We start from the raw sequence: 24,808 nt of genomic DNA on the forward strand, positions 1-24,808 counted from the left end.
TCAGATAGCCACCAGGTTGCGAATGCCCTTGGCTTCCATCTCGCTACCTGGCCCGCGGGCGATGACCTCGCCGCGCTCCATCACCAGGTACTCATCGGCCAGTTCCTGCGCGAAGTCGTAGTACTGCTCGCACAGCAGGATGGCCATCTCACCCTGGTCGGCCAGCATGCGGATCACGCGGCCGATGTCCTTGATGATGCTGGGCTGGATGCCTTCGGTGGGCTCGTCCAGGATGAGCAAACGCGGGCCGGGGGCCAGCGCACGCGCAATGGCCAGTTGCTGCTGTTGACCACCTGACAGGTCACCGCCCCGGCGCTTGAGCATTTGCTTGAGCACGGGGAACAGCTCGTACAGATGCGGGGGCACAGGGGTGGAGCCGCTTTTGTAGGCCAGGCCCATGCGCAGGTTTTCTTCCACGGTGAGGCGGCCGAAGATTTCTCGGCCTTGCGGCACAAAGCCGATGCCTGCGCGCGCCCGGTCATAGGGCGTGGCCTTGTCGATGGGCTTACCGTCAAACTGGATGGAGCCGCTCTTGATGGGCACCAGCCCCATGAGGCTTTTGAGCAGCGTTGTCTTGCCCACGCCGTTGCGGCCGAGCAGCACGGTGACCTTGCCCGGGCTGGCGGTGAGGCTCACGTCACGCAGGATGTGGGAGCCGCCGTAGTACTGGTTGATGTTCTGGACGGTGAGCATGGTGACTTGGGATGTTTTGGGCCGCTAGCGCTGGTTCAATATGCGCTGACAGCTATATTTTTGATAGTAAATACCTTCACCGGCCGAGGTACACCTCGATCACGCGCTCGTCGGCCTGCACCTGGTCGAGCGTGCCTTCGGCCAGCACCGAGCCATCGCACAGCACCGTCACCTTCTCGGAGATGGTGCGGATGAAGCCCATGTCGTGCTCCACCACCATGAGCGAGTGCTTGCCCTTGAGCGTGAGGAACAGCTCCGCCGTGCGGGCGGTCTCCTCATCGGTCATGCCCGCCACGGGTTCGTCCAGCAGCAGCAACTTGGGGTCCTGCATCAGCAGCATGCCAATCTCCAGCCATTGCTTTTGCCCGTGGCTCAGGTTGCCGGACTGGCGCGTGACGCTGTCGGCCAGGTGAATGGTGTGCAGGATCTCGGCCAGGCGGTCCGACTGAGCGGAGTCGAGCTTGAAGAACATGCTGGACTTCACACCCTTGTGGGTCTTGAGCGCCAGCTCCAGGTTCTCGAACACGCTGAGCTGCTCGAACACCGTGGGCTTCTGGAACTTGCGGCCTATCCCTAAGCTGGCAATCTCGGGCTCGTTGTGGCGCAGCAGGTCGATGGTGGAGCCAAAGAACACCGTGCCTTTGTCAGGCCGCGTCTTGCCGGTGATGATGTCCATCATCGTGGTCTTGCCCGCGCCGTTAGGGCCAATGATGCAGCGCAGCTCGCCGGGGGCGATATCGAGGCTCAGGCCGTTGATGGCCTTGAAGCCGTCAAAGCTCACATGCACGTCTTCCAGGTACAGGATGCGGCCGTGGGTCACGTCCACTTCGCCCGGCGTGGCAATGCGCGAGAAGCCTGCAGCGCGGCCACCCGATTCGGTCTGGCCCAGTGCAGCGGGGGCCAGCGTCTTCTGCAGCCGCCGCGCGCCTTCTTCCATCAGATCGGGCGTCATTGCGCGGCTCCCTTCGTGGTTGTCATTTTTGCCTTGAGCTTCTTGACCAGCCCCACCACGCCATCGGGCAGGAACAGCGTGACCGCAATGAACAGCGCGCCCAGAAAGTACAGCCAGAACTCCGGCGCCGTCACCGTGAGCCAGCTCTTGGCACCGTTGACGATGAACGCGCCCACGATGGGCCCGATGAGTGTGGCGCGCCCGCCCACGGCCGCCCACACGGCGATCTCGATGGAGTTGGCGGCGCTCATCTCGCCGGGGTTGATGATGCCGACCTGGGGCACATACAGGGCGCCCGCCACGCCACACATCATGGCGCTGATGGTCCAGATGGTGAGCTTGTAGGGCAGTGGCGAGTAGCCTGAGAACATGACGCGGCTCTCGGCATCGCGCACCGCCTGCAGCACGCGGCCGAACTTGCTGCGCACCAGCCAGCGCGCCAGCAGGAAGAAGCCCAGCAGCGACAACCCCGTCAGCACGAACAGCGTCATGCGCATGTTCTGCGTGGCAATGGGCGTGCCCAGGATGCGCTTGAAGTCGGTAAAGCCGTTGTTGCCGCCAAAGCCGGTTTCGTTGCGGAAGAACAGCAGCATGGCCGCATACGTCATGGCCTGCGTGATGATGGAGAAGTACACGCCCTTGATGCGCGAGCGGAAGGCGAAGTAGCCGAACACAAACGCGATCACGCCGGGCACCGCCACGATGAGGATCAGCGTGGCGATGAAGCTGTCAGACAGCGCCCAGTGCCAGGGCAGCTCCTTCCAGTCGAGGAACACCATGAAGTCTGGCAAGTCGCTCTTGTAGTTGCCATCGCGGCCAATCTGGCGCATGAGGTACATGCCCATCACGTAGCCGCCGAGCGCAAAGAACAGGCCGTGGCCCAGGCTCAAAATGCCGGTGTAGCCCCAGATCAGGTCCATGGCCAGCGCGCAGATGGCGTAGCACATGATCTTGCCGAGCAGGGCCACGGCGTAGTCCGACAGGTGGAACATGCTGCCCGCAGGCACCCACAGGTTGAGCACGGGGGCCACGGCGCACACCACGATGAGCGCCACGATAAAGGCCGACCAGCCACCGCGCGTGAGCAGCGGCGCGGGTGCGGGCAGTTGGATGTTGGGAGAGGTTGGCGTAGTCATGATCAGTCGTCTCTGGTGCTTCAGTCGGCCGTACGCCCTTTGACCGCGAAGATGCCCTGGGGCCGCTTCTGGATGAAGATGATGATGAACACCAGCACCGCAATCTTGGCCAGCACCGCGCCCGCCCAGCCTTCAAGGAACTTGTTCAGGATGCCCAGGCCCAGCGCGGCATACACCGTGCCCGCCAGCTGGCCCACGCCGCCCAGCACCACCACCATGAAGGCATCGACGATGTAGCTCTGGCCCAGGTCAGGCCCCACATTGCCCACCTGGCTCAGCGCGCAACCAGCCAGGCCCGCAATGCCCGAGCCCAGCGCAAAGGCCATGGTGTCGATGCGCGCCGTGTTCACGCCCATGCACGAGGCAATGGGGCGGTTTTGCGTGACGCCGCGCACGAACAGGCCCAGGCGCGTGCGGCCGATCAGGTAGCCCATGCCCAGCAGCACCGCGATGGCAAAGCCGATGATGACGAGGCGGTTGTAGGGCAGCGTGAGGTTGGAGAGCACCTGCACGCCACCGCTCATCCACGCGGGGTTTTCCACACCCACGTTCTGCGCGCCAAAAATCGTGCGCACCAGTTGCATCAGCACCAGGCTGATGCCCCAGGTGGCCAGCAGCGTCTCGAGCGGGCGGCCGTACAGAAAGCGCAGCACGCCGCGCTCCAGCACCGCGCCCACGGCGGCCGAGGCACCAAAGGCCAGGGGCAGCGCGGCGACCAGATACCAGTCGAACGCACCCGGAAAATACTTCTGGAAGATGCCCTGCACCACATAGGTGGCGTAGGCGCCGATCATCATCAGCTCGCCGTGGGCCATGTTGATCACGCCCATCAGGCCGTAGGTGATGGCCAGGCCCAAGGCGACGAGCAGCAGGATGGAGCCCAGGCTGATGCCCGAGAACGCCGCGCCCAGGCGTTCGCCCCAGGCGAGCTGGCCTTCCATGGCGCGCAGTGCGGCCTGCAGTGCGGCCTTGACCTTGGCGTCTTCTTCGACCGTGACGCGTTCGTTGAGCAGCAGCCGCGTATCGGGTGTGGCGCTGAGCGACAGTGCCTGTGCCGCAGCGATGCGCTGTGCAGCGTCGTCACTGCCCAGCAGCGTGGCGGCGCGCGCCAGCTCCAGCTGGGTCTTGATCTTGTCGTTGGTCTCCTGCGCCAGTGCCTTGTCTAGCAGGGGCAGGCGGCCCGCGTCAGGCTCCTTGGTCAGGGCCTTGGCGGCGGCCATGCGCTGGGATTCATCCTTGCCAAACAGCGCCAGGCCCGCCAGGGCCGTGTCGATCTCACCGCGCATGCGGTTATTGTTGATGATGTCTTCGGCATCAGCGGGCACAGGGACCTCAGCACCGGTGACAGGGTCGATGCCCTTGTCATCGCGCACGATCAGCGCCTTGCCGTCAGCCACCTTCACCGCATCGTCGGCCAGCGCCTGCAAAAAAGCGGCGGTGCGTTCGCTGGGCTCCACCACGGCCTGCTGCACGGCGGCCACACGGTCGTCGGTTTCACCAGCGGCCATGGCCAGAGCCTGCTCGGCGGTAAGTGCGTACGCCTGCGCAGTTGCACACAACACAACGCAGGCGATCAGACGGGAGAAAAAAGAGAAAAGCATGGAAGGGCCAGTGGGTGAAAGAAACGACCAGCCTCTGCGGTGAGCGCAGCCCATGCCAGCGCCCCCGCGCAAGGGCCGCCCCGCCGCGCTGGGGGCGTCCCCCTCCCACGCGCAGCGTGAGAGAGGGGGAAGCGGTGTAGCCGCTCAGGGGGAGATCACTTCTTTTCGGGTTCGTCTTTTTTCTTGTCGTTGCCTTCGATGTAAGGCGACCATGGCTTGGCCTTCACAGGGCCAGGGGTCTTCCACACCACGTTGAACTGGCCGTCGGCCTTGATCTCGCCGATGAACACGCTCTTGTGCAGGTGGTGGTTCTTCTCGTCCATCTTGGAGACGATGCCCGACGGCGCCTTGAAGGTCTGGCCGGCCATGGCGGCAATCACCTTGTCCACATCGGTGCTCTTGGCCTTTTCAACCGCCTGCTTCCACATGTTGATGCCGATGTAGGTGGCTTCCATCGGGTCGTTGGTGAGCGGCTTGTCCTTGTGGCCGGCAATGTTCTTGGCCTTGGCGTAGTCGCTCCACTTCTTGATGAACTCGGTGTTGGCCGGGCTCTTGATGGACTGGAAGTAGTTCCAGGCAGCCAGGTGGCCCACCAGCGGCTTGGTGTCCACACCGCGCAGCTCTTCCTCGCCCACCGAGAAGGCGACCACGGGCACGTCCTTGGCCTTCAGGCCGGCGTTGCCCAGTTCCTTGTAGAAGGGCACGTTGGAGTCACCGTTAATGGTGGAGACGACGGCCGTCTTGCCGCCCTGGCTGAACTTCTTGATGTCGGCCACGATGGTCTGGTAGTCAGAGTGGCCGAAGGGGGTGTACTTCTCGTCGATGTCCGAATCCTTCACGCCCTTGGACTTGAGGTAGGCGCGCAGGATCTTGTTCGTGGTGCGGGGGTAGACGTAGTCGGTGCCCAGCAGCACCCAGCGCTTGGCGCTGCCGCCGTCCTTGCTCATCAGGTAGTCCACCGCAGGGATGGCCTGCTGGTTGGGCGCGGCGCCGGTGTAGAACACGTTCTTGGACAGCTCTTCACCTTCGTACTGCACGGGATAGAACAGCAGGCCGTTCATTTCTTCCACGACCGGCAACACCGACTTGCGCGACACCGAGGTCCAGCAGCCGAAGATGACCGAGACCTTGTCCTGGCCGAGCAGCTGCTTGGTCTTTTCAGCGAACAAGGGCCAGTTGGAGGCCGGGTCCACCACCACGGGTTCGAGCTTCTTGCCCAGCACGCCGCCCTTGGCGTTGATCTCGTCGATGGCCATGAGCACCGTGTCTTTCAACACGGTCTCGGAGATGGCCATGGTGCCCGACAGGCTGTGCAGGATACCGACCTTGATGGTGTCCTGCGCGTGGGCTGGCAGCGCAGACAGGCCAGCGAGCGTAGCGACGGCCGCGAGGGCCTTGAGGGAATAACGACGTTGCATGTGTGCTTCTCCGGTGGTGGTTTCAATCAGGAAATCAATCAAACCGCTTCGCCCGGTGGGCCCCGGTGTGGAGCCCCTGTGGATCGGGCGATGGAATGGATTCTGGAGAGCGGGGCCGATTGGCGAAATACGCCGGGTGGCGTACACGCCCCGCTGCGAGCCCGCATCACACGGGGGCCGTTGCGAGGCGACTCACCCCCCCCGATGCACGCCACAGGCGCACAAGGGCAAGGATGGCATTCACTATGAAAACAATAGCTGCTACCGCATATTTCACTAGCGCTACCAGCCCATTTCATGCAAAAACCTTGGCCTGCAAAGGTTGTGGGGCCTCCGTAGAATCCAAGGGTTTTCCCTAGTCTTGCACGCCTGACCCCATCGGCCCCGGTGCTGCCCTTTAGTTCCTCTGCTCTCCATGAACCTCCCCCTGCTGGCCCTGGCCATTGCCGCTTTTGGCATTGGCACCACCGAATTCGTGATCCTGGGGCTGCTGCCCGAAGTGGCAGGTGACCTGTCCGTCTCCATCCCCGCCGCCGGCATGCTGGTGTCGGCCTACGCACTGGGCGTGGCTGTGGGTGGACCGCTGCTGGCGGTGGCCACCGCGCGCTGGCCGCGCAAGACCACGCTGACCTGGCTGATGGTGCTGTTCATCGTGGGCAATGTGGGTTGCGCGCTGGCCCCCAGCTATGCGTGGCTGATGGTGGCACGCGTGGTCACCTCGTTCTGCCACGCTGCGTTTTTTGGCATTGGCGCCGTGGTGGCGGCCAGCGTGGTGGAGCCCCACAAGCGCGCCCAGGCCATGGCGCTGATGTTCACCGGGCTCACGCTCGCCAACGTGCTGGGCGTGCCACTGGGCACGCTGCTGGGCCAGCACCTGGGCTGGCGCTCCACCTTCTGGGCGGTGGTGGTGATTGGGGTGCTGGCCGTGGCCGCCGTGGTGCGCTGGGTGCCACACCTGCGCCACCAGATCAGCGGCAGCGCGCTGGGCGAGTTCCGCGTGCTGCGCATTCGCCAGGTGTGGCTGGCGCTGGCGGTGAGCGTGCTCGCATCCACCAGCATGTTCACGCTGTTCACCTACATCACGCCCATCCTGCGCGACGTGACCGGTGTCTCGCCCCAGAACGTGAGCGGCGTGCTGCTGCTGTGCGGCGTGGGCCTGACCATTGGCAACCTGCTGGGCGGCCGCCTGGCAGACTGGAAGCTGCTGCCCTCGCTGATGGGCATCTTCGCCGTGCTGGCGGGGGTGCTGGCAGCGTTTTCGTTCACCAGCGTGTGGCTGTGGCCTGCCGTCATCACCGTGGTGGTGTGGGGCATGGTGTCGTTCGCGGCGGGCACGCCACTGCAGGCGCGGGTGGTGTCGCAGGCGGGCGATGCGCCCAGCCTGGCGTCCACACTCAACATCGGCGCATTCAACCTCGGCAATGCCATTGGTGCCTGGCTGGGGGGTGCAGTCATCACGGCCGGGTGGTCGCTGCAGACCATTCCGCTGGTGGCGGCCGCCGTCACGCTGAGTGCGCTGGCGCTCACGGCCTACATTGCCTGGCTGGACCGGCAGCCCACGCACAAGGCTCCGGCGCTGGCCGACTGCAAGGCGGCCTAAGCCGTTTCGGCGCGCTCGAACGCCACATAGCCGTCTTCGATGGCAGGCAGGATCTGCAGCACCTCGAAATACGGCACGGTGAGCAGGGGGGAATCGCGCAGCCGCTCCATGAAGTCGTAGTGCTTGAGCGGGTCATCGGTTTCCACCAGCATCAGGTCGCTGCAGGGCGCTGCGAAGGCCTCTGCATCGAAGTGGCGCAGGCGCAGGGCTCCCTGGTAGCGGGGCAGCAGGGCATGCAGGTGCGCCTCACCCAACTCACGCCTTTGCTCACGGGGCAAACGCAGCCACTCGGGCAGTGCACGCAGGTGGATGAAGAAGGCATAACGGGTGGCCATGGGGTGATCTCCTGGGGTCGATGAGAAAACAGGTGTTGAGCCGGCAGGCTTGGATCAAGCCGTGCGCAGCAGGCGGGCCAGCAGCCCGGGTGTCCAACGCTGCAAGTGCCAGGCCGCGCGCGCCTTGCCGATACGGATGTCGGCGTGCCCCGCCAGCAGGCCGCGGACCAGTGCCTGTGCAGCGACATCGGGAGGGATCTTGCCGCGCCCTCGGCCCCGGGTCATGGGCGTGTCCACCAGCGGCATCACAGCGTGAACCACCCGCACTGGGCTGCCTTGCATCTGCACCCGCAGCGCCTGGGTGAACAGGTCCAGCCCGGCCTTGGTGGCGCTGTAAACCGCCGCCGTTCGCTTGGGGCAAGAGCCCAGCACCGACCCGACATTGACCACCCATGCGCGCTGCTGGGCCTGCAAATGGGGCAGCAACGCACGCGTCAGCGCCATCGGCGCCAGCAGGTTGATCTCGACCTCCGCGCGCATGTCCTGTGCCCTGTAGCCGGCATCGTCCACCCGCAGGTCGTGCTGGATGCCTGCGTTGTTCACCAGCGCGCCAATATCGGGATAGCGCAGCAGCCACTGCGCCGCCAGGCCGTCGATCTCTTCAATGCGGGACAGGTCGGCCACCCAGGGCTCGATCAGTCCATGGGCATCTGTCAGCGCCTGCAGCGGCTCGGCCTGCCGTGCCACGGCCAGTACGGGCACGCCGCACCGTGCCAGCTCCAGGGCCAGCGCCAGGCCAATGCCCGAGCTGGCGCCGGTGACGATGGTGCGTGGCAACGGGCCTGCGAGCGCGGCCTGGCGTGCGGTGGTGGGGGTGCGAGCGTGTGACATGGGCCGCACTCTAGGCATGCCTCCGTCCGTCGTCATCAACCCAGGTTAATTGGCGAACGAAGGAGGCTCTCACCCCCAGGCGCGGCGGAAACTTCGCCACGCTGCCACGCGGCATACTGCGCGCCATGGCCCCCATCCAGCAACCCGCCTTCTGGTCGCTCCTCACACAGGCGGCGGGCACGCAGGCCCTGCCCGACTGGGCCACGGCAGAGCGCGCCATCACCACGCACGCGGTACAGGCAGGCGGCACGGTTTTTCTGCAGGGGGTGCAGCACCCGTATGTTTACGCGGTTCAAGCAGGCTTGTTCAAGCTGAGCTACCTGCAGGATGACGGCACGGAATGGATCAAGTCGTTTGCCGAAGAAGGACGCTTTTTTGCCAGCGTGTCCGCCCTGCAGCCGGGCGGCCGCACGGCCTTCATGGTGACGGCCATCGAGTCCGCCACCCTGGAGCGCATCGACCACGGCGTGCTGCTCGCGCTGGCCGAACGCCACCTGCCCTGGGCAAAGGCGCTGTACCAGCTGACCCTGGTGTACGCCGCACGCAAGGAGGCGCGTGAGCGCGAACTGCTCACCCTTACCCCCGAGGGCCGCTACCGTGCCTTCCTGGCATCGCACCCCAACCTGGCGCTGCGCATCCCGCAAAAAGACCTGGCCCGCTACCTGGGATTGACGCCCGTCGGGCTCAACCGCATTGCCATGCGCGTGCGGCGCAGCGTCACATAGCCGACACTCTTCAGCGGCACAGCAGTGCGCAGTGGCGCTAGGATGGCTCCCTGCCCTTGCCACCCGGCGATCGCCATCGAAGGCGCCGGCGTGCACTTTCTCAACCGCTCAGGACAACCCATGGTGAAACGACGCACAGTGCTTCTCGGTGGCGCCGCAACAGCCGGCGCGCTGGTCATCGGCTGGGGCGTGGTGCCCCCGCGCCAGCGGCTGCACACCGCGCAGCCCCTGCCCCAGGGCACAGGCCAGGTGGCGCTGAATGGCTGGCTCAAGGTAGCCGCCGACAACACGGTGACGGTGATGATGGCCAAGTCCGAAATGGGCCAGGGCGCGCACACCGGGCTGGCCGCCATCCTGGCGGAAGAGCTGGACGCCGACTGGGCCCAGGTGCGGCTGGAGATGGCGCCCATCGACGACATCTACAACAACCTGGCCACGGTGGTGGACGGCCTGCCGTTCCACCCCGACAACGACGGCTCCATCAAGGCCGTGGCGGGCTGGCTGACCGCCAAGACCATGCGCGAGGTGGGCGTGATGATGACGGGCGGCTCCAGCAGCATCAAGGACCTGTGGCGCCCCATGCGCGAGGCCGGTGCCCACGCCCGCGCCATGCTCATCAACGCAGCGGCCGTGCAATGGAAGGTGCAGGCCACCGAATGCAAGGCCAACGCTGGCGTGGTGGAACATGCGGCAGGCCAACGCGCCACGTTTGGCGAGCTGGCCGCACTGGCGGCGCAGCAGCCGCCACCGGGCAAGGTGCCCCTCAAGGCCTCTGCTGAATTCAAGCTGATCGGCAAGCCGCTCACCCGCATCGAGGCGCCCTCCAAGCTCGATGGCAGTGCGGTGTTTGGCATCGATGCCCACCCGCCCGGCCTGCTGCACGCCAGCGTGGTGATGTGCCCCACGCGCGGCGGCAAGGTGGTCCAGTTCGATGGCGCAGCCGCGCAAAAAATGCCCGGGGTGAAGCAGGTGCTGGCCGTAGCGCCGTACCACGGCGGCACTGGCGGCGTGGCCGTGATTGCCGACACGCCCTGGCACGCCAAGAAGGCCGCCGCCGCGGTCACCGTGCAGTGGGACCATGGCCCCGCCGCCGCGCTGTCGAGCGCCGCCGTCATGACCCAGCTGACCCAGGCGCTGGACCAGGCCCAGGGCTTTGGCTACCACAGCGTGGGCGATGTGGACCAGGCCCTGCAAGGCGCTGCAACCACCCTCACTGCCGACTACCGCGCGCCTTACCTGGCCCACGCCACCATGGAGCCCATCAACTGCACCGTGCAGTTCAAGGATGGCGCGGCCAGCGTGTGGACATCCACCCAGGTGCCGGGCCTGGCGCGCATGGCTGCCGCCAAGGCCCTGGGCATCGACGACACCAAGGTGACCGTGCACCAGCTGCTGCTGGGCGGCGGGTTTGGCCGGCGGCTGGAGGTGGACTATGTGGCCCAGGCCGCCGCCATTGCCAAGGCCGCGGGCGGCGCGCCGGTGCAGACGCTGTGGTCCCGCGAGCAGGACATGCAGCACGACTTCTACCGCCCCGCCTGCGTGGCCCGGTTCAAGGCCGGGCTGGACGCACAGGGCCAGCTGGTGGCCTGGCACAACGTGTCGGCCGGTCAGGCCATCGTGCCGCAGGTGCTGGCCCGCACCTTTGGCCTGCCGGGCGCGGGGCCGGACAAGACCACGTCCGAAGGCGCGTTCGACCAACCCTACGAGTGGCCCCACGCACGCATTGCCCACGAGATCATCGACCTGCCGCTGCCCGTGGGCTTCTGGCGCTCGGTGGGGCATTCGCACCAGGCGTTCTTCAAAGAGAGTTTTGTGGACGAAGCAGCCCACGCCGCCAAGAAGGACCCGGTGGCCTTCCGCGCCGCGCTGCTGCAAAAACACCCGCGCCACCTGAAGGTCCTGCAAAAGGCGGCCGAGCTGGCGGGCTGGGGCCAGCCCTTGCCGCCGGATGCGTCGGGCGTGCAACGGGCGCGCGGCGTGGCGCTGCACCAGTCGTTCGGCTCCATCGTCGCGCAGGTGGCCGAGGTGTCGGTGGGTGCCGACAAGGCCATCCGCGTGCACCGCGTGGTGTGCGTGGTCGACTGCGGCGCGGCCATCAACCCCAACCTCATTGCCCAGCAGATGGAAAGCGCCGTGGTCTATGGCCTCACCGCTGCGCTGTGGGGCGAAGTGACGATCAAGGACGGCCAGGTGCAGCAGAGCAACCTGCACGACTACCCCCTGCTGCGCATGGCCGACTGCCCCCGCGTGGAGACCCACATCATCGCCAGCGCCGAGCCCCCCGAGGGCGTGGGCGAGCCCGGCGTGCCGCCCATTGCACCCGCCGTGGCCAATGCCTTGTTTGCCCTCACCGGCCAACGCCTGCGCGCGCTGCCGCTCAAGCTCAGCTGACCCGCCGCACCGGAGCCCCCATGACCACCACCATCAACCTCAACGGCCAACCCGTCGCCGTCAACGCCGAACCCGACACACCCCTGCTGTGGGTGCTGCGCGGCGAGCTGCAGATGAACGGCACCAAGTTTGGCTGCGGCATGGCACTGTGCGGCGCCTGTACCGTGCACCTGAACGGCGAACCGGTGCGCGCCTGCATCACGCCCCTGTCGGCCGTGGGCAATGCCCAGGTCACCACCATCGAGGGCCTGCAGGGCCCCGAAGCCTCTGCACTGCGCACCGCATGGACCGCAGTGGATGTGGCGCAGTGCGGCTACTGCCAGAGCGGGCAGCTGATGTCGGCCTGTGCCCTGCTGAAGAAAACGCCGCAGCCTACCGATGCCGACATCGACGCCGCCATGTCGGGCAATGCCTGCCGCTGTGGCACCTACCCGCGCATCCGGGCGGCGATCCACCAGGCTGCGCGCGGGCCTCAGGGCTGAGAGATCCCCCCTCCCAGGTCGAGCGAAACCTGCTCGACCACGCCCCCTTTTTCGGGCGGCATGTCGGCGCAGTACACGGCATTGCGCCCTGTGCCCTTGGCTTGGTAAAGGGCCTGGTCGGCACGGTTCACCAGCTCTTCAAAATTCATCCCCGAGCCCTTGTACAGGGTGGCTACGCCAATGCTCACGGTGACTGCCACCTCCTGCCCTTCGTCGCCCACGCACACCAGCAAGGACTCGACCTCGCGGCGCAGCGACTCTGCCACTTGCAACGCGCTCGCGCTATCGGTCTCGGGCAGCACGATGACAAACTCCTCGCCCCCAAACCGCGCGACGATGTCCACGCCGCTGCGCTTGTGCCCAGCACACACCTGGGCCACGGCACAGATCACGCGGTCGCCCGCCAGGTGGCCGTACAGGTCGTTGACGGTCTTGAACAAATCGATGTCTGCCACCAGCACGGACATCGGGTGCCCAAAACGCTCCGTGCGCTTGTATTCCTTGGCACCCAGCTCCATCAGCGTGCGGCGGTTGGACAGGCCCGTGAGCGAGTCGTTGGCGGCCAGCCGCTCCAGCGTGGCGTTGAGCTGCTGCAGCAGGCGGTTCTGCTCGGTGAGCTGCTGGTTGATCTGGGCGATCTCGGTCTCGCGGCACTTGCGGTCGTGGATGTTGAACGTGACGCCGATCAAGCGCTTGCCAGGCGTCTCGCTGTGGCCGTCCATGATGCGGCCATAGTTGGCAAACCAGACCCACTCGCCACTCTTGGAGCGCAGCCGGAACTCACACCGGTACTGCGGCGTGACGCCCGTCAGGTGGTCGGCCACGGCCTTGCGCACGGTGTCGATGTCGTCGGGGTGGAACAGGCCGTAGATGTCCTGAACGCCCGAGACGATTTCATCCTCGGAGAACCCCAGCTCTTCAAACGTCTTGGTCGCCTTGCGCGTGACGTTGCCGGTGATGAGGTCGTTCTCCCACAGGTCGAGCCCGGCGGCCTCCAGGGCCAGCTCCAGCCGCTCCTTGTTCAGGTCCGCCTCACCCATGGCCATGACCACCTTTTTTCACAGCGTTCCGTTTCTCTCGTGCGTCGGTGCGGGCTTCAAGGTTCAGCCGGGCGGCATGCCACCCGCGTAACCGATATTGCGCAGCAGCGCGGCAAACGATGCCACGACGCCGGGGGTGTTGTAGAGCTGGGGTGCAGTCTGCACCGCAATCACGCTCACCTGGTTGCCGGTGCTGCGGCCCGTTTTAGGGTCGAAATACTGGGCCAGGTCGTCGCTGGCGTTGGAGAACCCACGACCCGTGCTCTCTGAGTAGTAGCAGATCGAGTCGGGCGCAATGATGTCGGGGGTGGTGCTCGCCGCCGAATACATGATCAGGTTCTCGTTGAGGTTGTAGAGGTAATGTGTCTCGGTGCTCTGGGCCGGGTCGGATGCATTGTCCAGCCGGATGATGCCCGAGTCCAGCGACGCGCTGGACGTGGACTGGCTGACCGAGGTGATGAAAAAGTTGGTGACCACGGCGCGCGCGGCACGGCCGGTGAGGTTCTGGATGCCCGCCGCCACGGCCTGGGTGCTCAGCGGCGTGACCGCCTGCAAGAGCTGCAGGCCCAGCTGGCGCGCCTGCTCCAGCGTGCCCGGAATGTAGCTGCCCGACAACGCGAACTGGTTGCCCGCGTTGGAGGGCCACATCGCAATGCCCGAATACCCGCCGAAGCCGCCCACCACCCCGCCCGCCAGCGACTCGATGCCCGACGCCGTGCCGGAGCCCAGCACCGCGTACTCCGCCGCCATAAGCGTGGACGCATCGCTGGCCAGCACGGCGGGACTGGGCGCTGGCCCGGAAGGGGCGGTGAAGGTGGTCTGGGGCAGCTCAGGCACGGCACGGCCTGCGCCATCGCCGTTCACCACCCAGATGCTGCCGCCCGACATGGCCGCGCCAATCAGCGGCACCAGCGAATTGATGGGTCCGATCTCCACCGGGATGAAGGCGCCTGGCTGCATGCCGGTGTACGCCTGCATCACGGCCACGGTGTTGCTGATGGAGTTCTGCACCGCCGTGAGGGTGAGGTTGTCGGCCGCGTCGGGCGAACCCATGATGGCCAGCACACAGGCATTGGTGGCGCCGTCGTAGTCCTGCACCTGCACCGTGCCCGTGTAGCCCTGGTCTGCCAGCTGCTGCACGATGGCGCATGCGTCTTGGTAACTGCCACCACCGCCGCTGGCCAGCACGGCCGCCCCGGTGGCGATCGCCTGGAAATCGGTCAGGCCATAGAAATAGACATTGCCCATCGGGCCCCCCTCTCTTATTTGGATGAAAAGCACGATATCCGAGCCCCGTCGAAAGTCAATGACCGGGATACCACGGGGGGATCGGCACCACGGCAGGGCCTGCACTCTGGTTTACGGCGGCATCATCGCCTATGCTGTGCACCAAGTTGTTTTCCGCTACCCCCACCATGAGCACCCCCGAAAAATCCCCCGTTTACGGCACCGAAGACCTTTTGATCAGCCTGTGCAACTCCGTCACCCGCGTGCTGGGCGTGGCTACACACAGCCAGATCCACTATTCCGGCATGGTGCAGCGCATCAGCAAGACCTGCCTGAAACCCGACATTGGCTGCTTTGTGCTGTTTGACGGCGGCTTCTCGGGGCTGGTGATCATCAATTTCTCAGGCCAGGCGGCGATGGAGCTGTACGCCAACTACCTGCTGAACATGGGCATGTCCAAGGATGACCTGGTCAGTTCGTACACCTCCGACGAGGTCAGCAACGTGATGGGCGAGCTGATGAACCAGGTGGTGGGCGACTTCACCGGCAAGGTGCGGCGCGAGCTGCAGACCCACATCACGCAGAACCAGCCCAAGATGCTGGTGCTGAACAAGCAGGTGCAGCTGTCGGTGGACGCCAACCTCGACAAGCCCGAGGCCCGGCGCGTGACCTTCTACACCAGCAACAACAACATCTTCTACCTGGAACTCGCCATCGACCGCACCGAGTTCATCAAGCTCTACGACTTTGAAGCCCAGGAAGCTCCCGACCCGGACGCGCTGATGGCCCAGTCGCAAGAAGCACCGCCCGTGCCCGCCCCACCGCCAGCCGGCCAGGACGACACGGATGCGCTACTCAAGTCGCTGGGGATGTAGAAACACTACAAAAAAGATAGCTGCCAGCGCATGAAACACTAGCGCTTGCAGCCACTTTTTCTCAAATATGCGCCCGAAGTGCCTGCGGCGCTCCTCCGGCCAGCCCAGCGGGCCCGTCCTACAACCGCCGTCACGAAGTACTGACGATGCTTCCCGGTCACAGGCCTAAGCTGAAAAACCCAGCTGTTGATCGGAAAGGAGCCCCCAATGCCACGTGCAGCCTGGAGCGCCAAACGCGAGCGCCAGTACGAACACATCAAGGACAGCCTGCTGGAACGCGGTGAGAGCGAAAGCACCGCCGAAGAGATTGCCGCGCGCACAGTGAACAAGGAACGCGCCCAACACGGCGAAGCCCGCACAGCCAACCCCAAGACCCTGAAGGCCACGCCGGCCCCCGTGCGCGGCGGCAAAAACTCGCACCGCGGCCCGCAGGGCCGCACGCGCGAGCAGCTGTATGAGGACGCCAAGCGAGAGAACATCCGGGGTCGCTCCCGGATGAACAAGCAGCAACTGGAGCAGGCGCTGGCGCGCTGACCCGGGCCCGCGCTTGGCGTCCGCTCACTGCCAGCCGTAGCGCCGCACGTACCAGCGCTTCATCACGGTCGTCAGCAGCACGTAGCCCGCCAGAATGCCCACCAGCCACGGAAAGTAAGCCAGCGGCAGCGCCTGCAGCTTGAAGTGCCCGGCCAGCGGCCCCATGGGGATGAAAATGCCCACCGCCATGATGAGCACCGTGGCCGCAAGCAGCGGCACCGACGCCACGCTTTGCACAAATGGCAGCTTGGGCGTGCGGATCATGTGCACGATCAGCGTCTGCGTGAGCAGCCCCACCACGAACCAGCCCGACTGGAACAGCGTCTGCGCCCCGACGTTGTTGGCACCAAACACGTGCCACATGACGGCGAAGGTGGTGATGTCGAACACCGAACTGATGGGCCCGAAGAACACCATGAAGCGGCCGATGTCGCCCGGGTTCCACTTCAGCGGGTTGCGGATGAGCTCCTCGTCCACGTTGTCGAACGGAATGGCGATCTGCGACAGGTCATACAGCAGGTTCTGCACCAAGAGGTGCAGCGGCAGCATCGGCAAAAATGGCAGGAACGCACTGGCCACCAGCACCGAGAACACGTTGCCGAAGTTGGAGCTGGCCGTCATGCGGATGTACTTGAGCATGTTGCTGAAGGTCTTGCGGCCCTCCATCACGCCCTCTTCCAGCACCATCAGGCTTTTCTCCAGCAGGATGATGTCGGCCGCCTCCTTGGCAATGTCCACCGCGCTGTCCACGCTGATGCCGATGTCGGCCGCACGCAGCGCCGGGGCGTCGTTGATGCCGTCGCCCATGAAGCCCACCACATGGCCGCCCGCGCGCAGCGCGCGCACCAGCCGCTCCTTGTGCAGTGGCGAGAGCTTGGCAAACACGTTGTGGGTGTCGGCTGCGCGCGCCAAGGTGGCGTCGTCCATGGCGTCCACGTCCTTGCCCAGCAACACGCCCTGCACCGCCAGGCCCACCTCGCGGCAGACCTTGAGCGTCACCAGCTCGTTGTCGCCGGTCAGCACCTTCACGGCCACACCGTGCGCGGCCAGCGCCTTGAGCGCAGGGGCGGTGGATTCCTTCGGTGGGTCCAGAAACGCCACGTAGCCGATCAGCGTGAGGCCCGATTCATCGGCCACGCTGTACACCGTCTGCTGGGGCGGCGTCTCCTTCATGGCCACGGCGACCACGCGCAGGCCCTCGTTGTTCAGGCCGCGCGTCACCTCCAGCACCCGTGCGCGCAGGGTGGCGTCCAGCGGCAGGTCTTGCGCGCCGGTGTCCTCCACCACGCGCACCTGGGTGCACACGTCCAGCATCTCCTCCACTGCGCCCTTGCAGATCAGCTCGTGGTGGTCGTTGCGCTCGCTGACGATGACCGACATGCGCCGGCGCACGAAGTCGAACGGCACCTCATCGACCTTGCGGTAGTCCTGCGCCAGGCGCAGGTCGGTCTGCAGCTCCACATGCTCCAGCACGGCGTGGTCCAGCAGGTTCTTCAGGCCGCTCTGGTAGTGGCTGTTGAGGTAGGCAAAGGCCAGCACCTCGTCGCTGTTGTGGCCAAACACGTCGGTGTGGCGCTCCAGAAAGATCTTGTCCTGCGTGAGCGTGCCGGTCTTGTCGGTGCACAGCACATCCATGGCGCCAAAGTTCTGGATCGCGTCCAGCCGCTTGACCACCACCTTCTTGCGCGACAGCAGCACGGCCCCCTTGGCCAGCGTGCTGGTCACGATCATGGGCAGCATCTCGGGCGTGAGGCCCACGGCCACCGACAGCGCGAACAGAAACGCCTCCAGCCAGTCGCCCTTGGTAAAGCCGTTGACCACCAGCACGATGGGCACCATGACCAGCGCAAAGCGGATCAGCAGCCAGCTCACGCTGTTGACGCCTGCCTGGAACGCGGTGGGCGTGCGGTCGGTGGCCGTGACGCGGGTGGCCAACGTGCCAAAGTAGGTATGGTTGCCCGTGGCCACCACCAGCGCCGTGGCCGAGCCCGAGACCACGTTGGTGCCCATGAACAGCAGGTTGGTGGCGTCCAGCGCACTCGTGCCGGGCTGGCTGCGCTCGGCAAATTTTTCGACCGGCAGCGATTCGCCCGTCATGGCCGACTGGCTCACGAACAGGTCCTTGGCCGTGAGCACGCGGCAGTCCGACGGGATCATGTCGCCCGCCGACAGCACGATGTGGTCGCCCGGCACCAGCTGGTGGATGGGCAGTTCGCGCGGCGTGGCTGCGGCCTCCGCGCCGCTGCGGCGCAGCACCGTGGCGGTGTTGCTGACCAGCGACTTGAGGCGCTCGGCCGCGCGGTTGGAGCGGCCCTCCTGCACAAACCGCAGCAGCGTGGAGAGCACCACCATGGCCAGAATCACGACGGTGGCCTCGTGGTCCTCGGTGAGGTACGAGATCAGTGCCAGCACCGTGAGCAGCACGTTGAACGGGTTCTTGTAGCAGTGCCACAGGTGCAGCCAGGCGGGCAGCGGCTTTTCGTGCTCCACCTCGTTGGGGCCGTGCTGGGCCAGGGCGGCGGCAGCCTGGGCATCGCTCAGGCCTGCAGGGTCAGACTGCAGGCGCTCGATCAGTGCGGGCAGTTCATCGCTGGCGGCGCGCTGCAGCTCGCGGCTGAGCAGGTCGGGCGAGGTGGCGGGGGTGGGCGCGCGGCCCAGGGTCAGCGTGTCCAGGATCAGCCGCCGCGCAAAGTGGCGCGTCACATGGCGGGTGTGCAGAAAGCGGTCGAACAGGTGGTGCAGGAAGCTCATGGCGGTCTCCCTAGCAGCAAGCGCTGACGGCGTTGCGCATCACGGGCAGTGGTGCCGTGTGCGCAGAAATGTGGATGAAACGGAACATGGTGAGTCACTCCTTCTGGCCGGCAACGGCCAGAGGCGTGAGGCTCACGCCGTCACGCGAGCCATCGCCCCCGGCCCTGGGCCTGGTATGCAAAGTTCAATGGGAATGTGGTGTGGGGCGGCGCTTCGGAGCGCCTGCGCGGGTCTGGGTCCATGGGGCCTCCTGGGTAGTGGTTGCAATACAGGCTGGGCCGGCTTAAATCGGCCGCGCCCGGCGGCGCAATGCCCGCGCAGGCGGCTGGCCATGCAGGTAGCAGCGAATGCGGTGCGTGGGCCACAACGTGGTGCCGTCAAGTTCGACCACGGCTTGCAGGCTGTCAGCGGCCCCATGGGCAGGGCCCTGTGCGCCTGAAGGCAACGATGCAGCATGCTCGGCGCGTTCAGCGCCAGGCGCCACCGCACGCTGAAAAAGGCTGGGCAGATCCACAACAAAAAAACGCATGGCCGTTGTCCTTGGCAGGCAGGGCAGAGCACGCAGACGCAGATCGGCGCCAGGGGGCACCGTCACAGCAGGCGGGCCATGCCCCAGCCAAAGGGGCGCGGCCCGTGCAGACGGCACAGATGCAGCAAAGCGGCAAGACGGTAAAGCCACCCACACCGCCATGGCCGACGGGGGCGCACGGGGTACAACAGGGGCTGGGAGAGACGGGGCCGGAGCTTGCACAAGGCAATCCACGGCCCGGGAGCGGGCGTCAGGAGGCCTGGCAGGCAGCAGCCGTCACGGCTTGCTGGGGTTCACTGCAACAACTGGCACTTTCCACGCTGGGGCTCCGGAAATGAAGGTGCGCGATTATTGCGCTGCAACATGACGAGGTCAATGCGTTTTTTTGGCCCCGACGGTCACCCTTCAAACTGGGGATGCAACTGCCGGATGCGGTTCATGGCCATGGCCGCTGCTGCGGTGCGTGTTTCCACCCCCAGCTTGGCAAACACACGCTCCAGGTGCTTTTTGACGGTGGCAGGGCTGGCGCCCAGGATGTCGCCGATGTCGCGGTTGATCTTGCCCTTGACCACCCAGTACAGCACCTCGGCCTCGCGCGCGGTGAGCTTGAAGGACAGGCTCATGGATTCGATGATCTTGGCATCCGACACCTCGCGCATCACGATGAGCCAGTCGCCGCCGCCGGCGCTGTCGCCAGCCTGCTGGTGCAGGCGGAAGGTCAGCCTGCGGGCTCCCTGCTCCACCGCAAGGCGCGGGGGCTCGGCCAGCGAAGCGGCCAGCAGCTCGGCCGCGTTGTCGGCCAGCACATGGCGACGCAGCCAGGCCTGCACCGGCTCGGGCGCCCATTGGCCGAAGGCGGTGGGCGCGCCGTCCGGGCCCACTTCGCCAAAGTAACTTTGCAGCAGCTCGCGCGCCAGCGGGGTCTGCCACACGATGCGGCCGTCCACCGCGCGTACGGTGATGCTGGCGTAGCCAAACGCATCGAGCGCGTTGCGCGCCTCGCGGGCCTGGCGCGCGTCCTGCCGGGCCTTGCGGGCAGAGCCCAGGTGCACCCCCATGCGCGCCATCACCTCGCGCGGCTTGATGGGCTTGGTGACGTAGTCCACGCCGCCCGCCTCTAGCGCGGCGACCAAGTGTTCGGTCTCGGTCAGGCCGGTCATGAAGATGATGGGAATGTGTGCCGTGACGGGCGATGCCTTCAAGCGCCGGGCCACTTCAAAGCCGTCCATGCCGGGCATCATCGCGTCCAGCAACACGATGTCGGGCAGGGCCTGCGCGGCGCGCTGCAAGGCGGCCTCGCCATGCGTGGCCACCAGCACGGTGTAGCCCGACTCATCCAGCGCGTCGTGCAAGACGGCCAGGTTGTCCGGCACGTCGTCCACGATCAGCACCACATCGCTGTCGGTGCGGTCCAGCGCGGCACCCGGCGCGGCAGGGGCCTGAAAGGAAGGTGGGTTGGCGGTGGTCATCACGAGGGTGCCTGTTCCAGGATCTGGCCCATGGCATCGAACTGGAACTGCTTGGCCAGCTGCCGCATGGTGCCCACAAAAGCGCTGTGTGCGGGCTGGCTGCGTTCAATGTCGTCCAGGGTGTTGAGAATGCCCCGGTAGTAGCCCAAAGACACTGCCTGCGCCAAAGCCGTCAGCGCAGTGGTATCGGGGTACGTAAGGGGTGCGGGCGCCGCAGAGGCCGCCGTGGGCGCTGGCCCCGTGGGGGCCTCCGCAGCCTCGTCGTATTGCCATTGCAGGCCCAGGCGGCGCTCCAGCCAGTCCAGCAGCTCGCTGTGGCGCACCGGTTTGACGATGAAGTCTTCGGGCAGGATGTCCACGTCGTTGTCGAGCGCCTTGTCGAAGGCATTGGCGGAGACGATGGCACATTGCACGTCCGGTAACCGCATCTGCCGCACACGTCGCAAAGTCTCCCAGCCGTCGATGCCCGGCATGGCCAGGTCCATGAAGATGGCGTGCGGCCGGTAGCCGGTGGCCAGCAGGTCCAGCGCATCGTGGCCGCTGGCTGCTTGGCGCAGCTCAAAGCCCAGGGGTTCCAGCAGTTGCAGCAGCAGTTCGCGGTCGGGCTCCTCGTTGTCCACCACCAGGATGCGGCGGCGCTCGCCGGCATATCCCCTGCGGGCGCGCTGGGCTTGCGCCGCCACGGGCGCCGCCGCCTTGCCCAGCACATCCCCATGCACCTCGGGCAGGAACAGCTTGACGTGGAACACCGAGCCTACGCCCGGCGTGCTGCTCACCGTCAGCTCGCCGCCCATGAGTGCGGTGAGCATCTTGGCAATGGTCAGGCCCAGGCCTGCGCCCGGCGCGGCCGTGGTGCTGCCGCCGCCCGAGCCGCCGCGTGCAAAGGGCTCGAAGATGCGCTCGATCTCCTCGGCCGTGAGGCCCGGCCCCGTGTCCTGCACCTCGATGCGTGCCATCTCGCGCGCATGGCGCACGCGCAGCGTGACAGTGCCGTGCGCCGTGAACTTGACGGCGTTGCCCAGCAGGTTGATGAGGATCTGGCGCAGCCGCTTGTCATCGGCACGCACCACTTCCGGAATCACGCCTTGCACATCAAACGTGAACGCCAGGCCCTTGGCGGCAGCTTGCAGTTCGAACAGGCTGGCCATCTCGTGCAGCCCGTCCGCAAAGCGCATGGGCGCCACCTCGAGCGTGAGCTTGCCCGACTCGATGCGCGCGATGTCGAGCGTGCCTTCGATGAGCGACAACAAATGCTCGCCGCCGCGCCGGATCACATGCACCGCCTGCTTGCGGTGCGGTGGCACGCCCGCGTCTTCGCCCATGAGCTGGGCATAGCCCAGGATGCTGTTGAGCGGCGTGCGGATCTCGTGGCTGATGGCGCTGATGTAGCGGCTCTTGGCCTGGTTGGCCTGGTCGGCCGCGCGCTGGGCCGCTTCGGCCACCTGGCGCGCCTGCTCGGCCACGCTGCGCGCGGTCTGCAGCGCCTCGTCGGTCTGGCGGTGCAGCTCGATCTCGCGCACCAGCAGGCCGGTCTGGCGATTGGATTCCTCCTGCGCCACCTGGCGGCTTTTGTGCGCCAGCACCAGCCACCAGGCCACGATGCCCGAAATGACCAGCAGTGCAAGATAGGCCTTGAGCAGGCCCGAGCGCAGCGCCACTTCGGGTGCCGCCATCACCTCGGTGTCAGTGGCCGCCTGGGCGATGGTGTTGAGCTCCTGGTGGTACAGCAGCCCCATCACCGAGGCCAGCAGCGGCGCGATCACCAGCATCAGCAGCAAAAAGTGACCCAGGCCCGTGTCCAGGTAGCGCCACATGGCGCGCGGCAGCACCCAGCGCAGCGCGGCCGACCATTGCACCGCCATGCTCGCGTGGGGTTTGCACAGGTCGCCGCAGCGCGCATCGAGCGTGCAGCACAGCGAGCAGATAGCCCCCCGGTAAGCCGGGCACTGGGCCATGTCCGGGGCTTCGTATTCACGCTCGCAGATCACGCAGCGCTGCACGGTGTAGCGCACGTAGCTGCCCAGTTCAGCACCTTGTTTGCCGCTGACCGGACCGTGCATGGGCACCGCCACCACATCGGTCACCGCAGTGGGATCGGGCTGGCGCGCAATGTAGTAGCGCCCTCCGGTGGCCCAGGCAATGAGCGGCGCAGTGACAAAGGCGACCGCCATCGCAATGACGGCCGAGAACGCCTGCGGCAGCGGGCCGAACAGCCCCAGGTGCGCGCTGATGGAAAGGATGGACGCCAGCGCCATCGAGCCCACGCCCACCGGGTTGATGTCGTACAGATGCGCGCGCTTGAACTCGATGCCCTTGGGCGACAGGCCCAGCGGCTTGTTGATGACGAGGTCGGCCACCACGGACATGATCCAGGCGATGGCAATGTTGGAGTACAGCCCCAGCACCTCGCCCATGGCGCGGAACACGTTCATCTCCATCAGCATGAAGGCAATCAGCGTGTTGAACACCACCCACACCACCCGCCCCGGGTGGCTGTGCGTGAGGCGCGAGAAGAAGTTGGACCACGCCAGCGAGCCTGCGTAGGCGTTGGTCACGTTGATCTTGAGCTGCGAGACCACCACAAACAAGGCCGTGGCCGCCACCGCCCAGCCGTAGTTGGGGAACACATATTCATAGGCGGCCAGGTACATCTGGTTCGGGTCCACCGCCCGGTCGGCGGGGACCATGTGGGTGAGCGCCAGATAGGCGAGCAGCGCGCCGCCCAGCATCTTGAGAACCCCCAGCACCACCCAGCCCGGCCCGCCCACCAGCACCCCCAGCCACCAGCGCCCGCGCGTGGCAGGCGTGCGGGCGGGCATGAAGCGCAGGTAGTCAGCCTGCTCCCCCATCTGGGTGATGAGTGCAATGCCCACCGTGAGCGCCGCACCAAACAAGGGCAGTTGGAACGTGGCGCCGCGCATCAATTCACCACCGTAGTGCACAACCCCGGAAAACGCACCAGGATCGCGCACCAGCACGTAGGCAAACGGCACCACCAGCATCACCAGCCACAGCGGCTGCGTCCACACCTGCAGGCGGCTGATGGCTGACACACCGTGGGTGACCAGCGGAATCACCACAATGGCGCAGATGAGGTAGCCCCAGGTGGGCGGGATGTCGAGTGCCAGCTCCAGCGCGTAGGCCATCACGGCGGCCTCCAGCGCGAAGAAGATGAAGGTGAAGCTGGCGTAGATCAGCGAGGTGAGCGTGGAGCCGATGTAGCCAAAGCCCGCGCCGCGCGTGAGCAGGTCCATGTCCACCCCATAGCGGGCGGCGTACACGCTGATGGGCAGCCCCGCCAGAAAGATGATGAGCCCCGTGGCCACGATGGCCCAGAAGGCATTGATGAAGCCGTACTGCACCAGCAGCGTGGCGCCCACGGCCTCCAGGATCAGGAACGACGCCGCACCAAACGCGGTGTTGGCCACCCGCCATTCGGACCATTTGCGAAAGCGCTGGGGCGTGTAGCGCAGCGCGTAGTCCTCCATGGTCTCGGTGGCCACCCAGCTGTTGTAGTCGCGCCGGACCTTCACGACCTGCTGCGGCGCCTGCGCGTCGGCATCCGGCCCCAAGGCTGCTGCCGAGGCCGCGTCGGGCGGTGCAAGGGGGGCGGTGGAAAGGGGCATGGGCAAAGGACGACGGCAGCCCTTGCAAGTGCAGTTTCCATGCCACGATTCGCCTTCACATCCAGCGCACCTTCGCCCTCTGGCGTATGGCGGGCACGGGGCTTGCTGCCTATGATGAATCCGTTGCCCTCAGGACCGCCCGGTCAGGACAACCTGCCACACGAGCCCATCCAGCCTTGAATTGAGTAGAACGACATGGAACTGACCCCTCGCGTTCGACCGCCTCGGCGGTCGCGCGAGCTATTGACCCCAGCTTTGAGTGAAACGAAATGGAATTAACTCCTCGCGAAAAAGACAAGCTGCTGATCTTCACCGCCGCCCTGCTGGCCGAGCGCCGCAAAGCCCGGGGCCTGAAGCTCAACTACCCCGAGGCCATGGCCCTGATCAGCGCCGCCGTGATGGAAGGTGCCCGCGACGGCAAGACCGTGGCGCAGCTCATGAGCGAAGGTCGCACCGTGCTGACCCGCGCGGACGTGATGGAAGGCATCCCCGAGATGATCCCGGACATCCAGGTGGAGGCCACCTTCCCCGACGGCACCAAGCTCGTCACCGTCCATCAGCCGATCGTCTGACCCCCTCTTCGTCTTTCTCTC

Annotated in this window: 20 protein-coding genes; 7 read left to right on the top strand and 13 right to left on the bottom strand. The window is 66.1% G+C overall.

Annotated elements, in window-relative coordinates; all coding sequences use genetic code 11:
- The 5 genes from urtE to urtA form a co-directional block, all read right to left on the bottom strand.
- On the bottom strand, positions 1-693 hold the full coding sequence (gene urtE, locus AC1Q64_RS06150; RefSeq protein WP_492250772.1) for an urea ABC transporter ATP-binding subunit UrtE: 693 nt from the start codon (positions 691-693) through the stop codon (positions 1-3).
- 76 nt (positions 694-769) lie between these two features.
- Complete coding sequence (gene urtD / locus AC1Q64_RS06155) at positions 770-1,645, bottom strand: urea ABC transporter ATP-binding protein UrtD (RefSeq protein WP_492250773.1); 876 nt, start codon at positions 1,643-1,645, stop codon at positions 770-772.
- On the bottom strand, positions 1,642-2,781 hold the full coding sequence (gene urtC / locus AC1Q64_RS06160) for an urea ABC transporter permease subunit UrtC (protein ID WP_056060630.1): 1,140 nt from the start codon (positions 2,779-2,781) through the stop codon (positions 1,642-1,644). The genes urtD and urtC overlap by 4 nt, the downstream gene beginning before the upstream one ends.
- Positions 2,782-2,801: 20 nt before the next feature.
- On the bottom strand, positions 2,802-4,382 hold the full coding sequence (urtB, locus tag AC1Q64_RS06165; protein WP_291435553.1) for an urea ABC transporter permease subunit UrtB: 1,581 nt from the start codon (positions 4,380-4,382) through the stop codon (positions 2,802-2,804).
- A gap of 155 nt (positions 4,383-4,537) precedes the next feature.
- The gene (urtA, locus tag AC1Q64_RS06170) at positions 4,538-5,800 is read right to left on the bottom strand and encodes an urea ABC transporter substrate-binding protein (RefSeq protein WP_348714554.1); all 1,263 of its coding nucleotides are present in this window, start codon (positions 5,798-5,800) and stop codon (positions 4,538-4,540) included.
- Positions 5,801-6,215: 415 nt separating this feature from the next.
- Between urtA and AC1Q64_RS06175 the strand changes: the two genes are divergently transcribed.
- The gene (locus tag AC1Q64_RS06175) at positions 6,216-7,400 is read left to right on the top strand and encodes an MFS transporter (RefSeq protein ID WP_108497591.1); all 1,185 of its coding nucleotides are present in this window, start codon (positions 6,216-6,218) and stop codon (positions 7,398-7,400) included.
- Here AC1Q64_RS06175 and AC1Q64_RS06180 read toward each other — a convergent pair.
- Entirely contained in the window at positions 7,397-7,735 is a 339-nt protein-coding gene (locus tag AC1Q64_RS06180) for a darcynin family protein (RefSeq protein WP_260666487.1), read from the bottom strand. The genes AC1Q64_RS06175 and AC1Q64_RS06180 overlap by 4 nt on opposite strands.
- A 54-nt stretch (positions 7,736-7,789) precedes the next feature.
- A complete protein-coding gene (locus tag AC1Q64_RS06185; protein WP_492250774.1) occupies positions 7,790-8,566 on the bottom strand; it encodes an SDR family NAD(P)-dependent oxidoreductase in 777 nt (258 codons plus the stop codon).
- Positions 8,567-8,691: 125 nt separating this feature from the next.
- On the opposite strand from AC1Q64_RS06185, the gene AC1Q64_RS06190 reads away from it, so the two are divergent.
- The 3 genes from AC1Q64_RS06190 to AC1Q64_RS06200 all read left to right on the top strand — a co-directional run bounded on the left by AC1Q64_RS06190 (position 8,692) and on the right by AC1Q64_RS06200 (position 12,164).
- The gene (locus AC1Q64_RS06190; RefSeq protein ID WP_492250775.1) at positions 8,692-9,291 is read left to right on the top strand and encodes a Crp/Fnr family transcriptional regulator; all 600 of its coding nucleotides are present in this window, start codon (positions 8,692-8,694) and stop codon (positions 9,289-9,291) included.
- Positions 9,292-9,411: 120 nt separating this feature from the next.
- The gene (locus tag AC1Q64_RS06195) at positions 9,412-11,682 is read left to right on the top strand and encodes a xanthine dehydrogenase family protein molybdopterin-binding subunit (RefSeq protein WP_492250776.1); all 2,271 of its coding nucleotides are present in this window, start codon (positions 9,412-9,414) and stop codon (positions 11,680-11,682) included.
- A 20-nt stretch (positions 11,683-11,702) separates the two neighbouring features.
- Positions 11,703-12,164, top strand: a complete 462-nt coding sequence (locus AC1Q64_RS06200) for a (2Fe-2S)-binding protein (RefSeq protein WP_492250777.1) — start codon at positions 11,703-11,705, stop codon at positions 12,162-12,164.
- On the opposite strand, the gene AC1Q64_RS06205 is transcribed toward AC1Q64_RS06200, so the two are convergent.
- Positions 12,155-13,210 carry a sensor domain-containing diguanylate cyclase gene (locus AC1Q64_RS06205; protein WP_492250778.1) on the bottom strand — a complete coding sequence of 352 codons (1,056 nt, stop codon included), beginning with the start codon at positions 13,208-13,210 and terminating at the stop codon, positions 12,155-12,157. The genes AC1Q64_RS06200 and AC1Q64_RS06205 overlap by 10 nt on opposite strands.
- A gap of 57 nt (positions 13,211-13,267) precedes the next feature.
- Positions 13,268-14,452, bottom strand: coding sequence for an S-methyl thiohydantoin desulfurase domain-containing protein (locus tag AC1Q64_RS06210; protein WP_476017016.1), 1,185 nt, complete (start codon positions 14,450-14,452; stop codon positions 13,268-13,270).
- A 167-nt stretch (positions 14,453-14,619) separates the two neighbouring features.
- On the opposite strand from AC1Q64_RS06210, the gene AC1Q64_RS06215 reads away from it, so the two are divergent.
- Positions 14,620-15,306, top strand: a complete 687-nt coding sequence (locus tag AC1Q64_RS06215) for a DUF3334 family protein (RefSeq protein WP_056062049.1) — start codon at positions 14,620-14,622, stop codon at positions 15,304-15,306.
- 207 nt (positions 15,307-15,513) lie between these two features.
- A complete protein-coding gene (locus AC1Q64_RS06220; RefSeq protein ID WP_056060603.1) occupies positions 15,514-15,840 on the top strand; it encodes a hypothetical protein in 327 nt (108 codons plus the stop codon).
- 24 nt (positions 15,841-15,864) lie between these two features.
- Here AC1Q64_RS06220 and mgtA read toward each other — a convergent pair whose 3' ends face one another.
- From mgtA to AC1Q64_RS06240, 4 genes are all read right to left on the bottom strand, one after another.
- Complete coding sequence (mgtA, locus tag AC1Q64_RS06225) at positions 15,865-18,591, bottom strand: magnesium-translocating P-type ATPase (protein ID WP_492250779.1); 2,727 nt, start codon at positions 18,589-18,591, stop codon at positions 15,865-15,867.
- A gap of 283 nt (positions 18,592-18,874) precedes the next feature.
- Positions 18,875-19,120: a hypothetical protein gene (locus AC1Q64_RS06230; RefSeq protein ID WP_492250780.1), complete on the bottom strand. Its 246-nt coding sequence runs from the start codon at positions 19,118-19,120 to the stop codon at positions 18,875-18,877.
- 398 nt (positions 19,121-19,518) lie between these two features.
- On the bottom strand, positions 19,519-20,589 hold the full coding sequence (locus tag AC1Q64_RS06235; RefSeq protein ID WP_492250781.1) for a response regulator: 1,071 nt from the start codon (positions 20,587-20,589) through the stop codon (positions 19,519-19,521).
- Complete coding sequence (locus AC1Q64_RS06240) at positions 20,589-24,215, bottom strand: hybrid sensor histidine kinase/response regulator (RefSeq protein WP_492250782.1); 3,627 nt, start codon at positions 24,213-24,215, stop codon at positions 20,589-20,591. The genes AC1Q64_RS06235 and AC1Q64_RS06240 overlap by 1 nt, the downstream gene beginning before the upstream one ends.
- A gap of 269 nt (positions 24,216-24,484) precedes the next feature.
- Here AC1Q64_RS06240 and AC1Q64_RS06245 point away from each other — a divergent pair, with 269 nt between their 5' ends.
- A complete protein-coding gene (locus tag AC1Q64_RS06245; protein ID WP_108626693.1) occupies positions 24,485-24,787 on the top strand; it encodes an urease subunit gamma in 303 nt (100 codons plus the stop codon).
- The last annotated feature ends 21 nt before the right edge of the window (positions 24,788-24,808 follow it).

The sequence above is a fragment of the Acidovorax sp. GW835-FHT14G06 genome (assembly GCF_058793595.1).

Coding starts and splice junctions, on each gene's coding strand:
- urtE (WP_492250772.1), bottom strand. CDS start 693: ATGCTCACCGTCCAGAACATCAACCAGTACTACGGCGGCTCCCACATC.
- urtD (WP_492250773.1), bottom strand. CDS start 1,645: ATGACGCCCGATCTGATGGAAGAAGGCGCGCGGCGGCTGCAGAAGACG.
- urtC (WP_056060630.1), bottom strand. CDS start 2,781: ATGACTACGCCAACCTCTCCCAACATCCAACTGCCCGCACCCGCGCCG.
- urtB (WP_291435553.1), bottom strand. CDS start 4,382: ATGCTTTTCTCTTTTTTCTCCCGTCTGATCGCCTGCGTTGTGTTGTGT.
- urtA (WP_348714554.1), bottom strand. CDS start 5,800: ATGCAACGTCGTTATTCCCTCAAGGCCCTCGCGGCCGTCGCTACGCTC.
- AC1Q64_RS06175 (WP_108497591.1), top strand. CDS start 6,216: ATGAACCTCCCCCTGCTGGCCCTGGCCATTGCCGCTTTTGGCATTGGC.
- AC1Q64_RS06180 (WP_260666487.1), bottom strand. CDS start 7,735: ATGGCCACCCGTTATGCCTTCTTCATCCACCTGCGTGCACTGCCCGAG.
- AC1Q64_RS06185 (WP_492250774.1), bottom strand. CDS start 8,566: ATGTCACACGCTCGCACCCCCACCACCGCACGCCAGGCCGCGCTCGCA.
- AC1Q64_RS06190 (WP_492250775.1), top strand. CDS start 8,692: ATGGCCCCCATCCAGCAACCCGCCTTCTGGTCGCTCCTCACACAGGCG.
- AC1Q64_RS06195 (WP_492250776.1), top strand. CDS start 9,412: ATGGTGAAACGACGCACAGTGCTTCTCGGTGGCGCCGCAACAGCCGGC.
- AC1Q64_RS06200 (WP_492250777.1), top strand. CDS start 11,703: ATGACCACCACCATCAACCTCAACGGCCAACCCGTCGCCGTCAACGCC.
- AC1Q64_RS06205 (WP_492250778.1), bottom strand. CDS start 13,210: ATGGCCATGGGTGAGGCGGACCTGAACAAGGAGCGGCTGGAGCTGGCC.
- AC1Q64_RS06210 (WP_476017016.1), bottom strand. CDS start 14,452: ATGGGCAATGTCTATTTCTATGGCCTGACCGATTTCCAGGCGATCGCC.
- AC1Q64_RS06215 (WP_056062049.1), top strand. CDS start 14,620: ATGAGCACCCCCGAAAAATCCCCCGTTTACGGCACCGAAGACCTTTTG.
- AC1Q64_RS06220 (WP_056060603.1), top strand. CDS start 15,514: ATGCCACGTGCAGCCTGGAGCGCCAAACGCGAGCGCCAGTACGAACAC.
- mgtA (WP_492250779.1), bottom strand. CDS start 18,591: ATGAGCTTCCTGCACCACCTGTTCGACCGCTTTCTGCACACCCGCCAT.
- AC1Q64_RS06230 (WP_492250780.1), bottom strand. CDS start 19,120: ATGCGTTTTTTTGTTGTGGATCTGCCCAGCCTTTTTCAGCGTGCGGTG.
- AC1Q64_RS06235 (WP_492250781.1), bottom strand. CDS start 20,589: ATGACCACCGCCAACCCACCTTCCTTTCAGGCCCCTGCCGCGCCGGGT.
- AC1Q64_RS06240 (WP_492250782.1), bottom strand. CDS start 24,215: ATGCCCCTTTCCACCGCCCCCCTTGCACCGCCCGACGCGGCCTCGGCA.
- AC1Q64_RS06245 (WP_108626693.1), top strand. CDS start 24,485: ATGGAATTAACTCCTCGCGAAAAAGACAAGCTGCTGATCTTCACCGCC.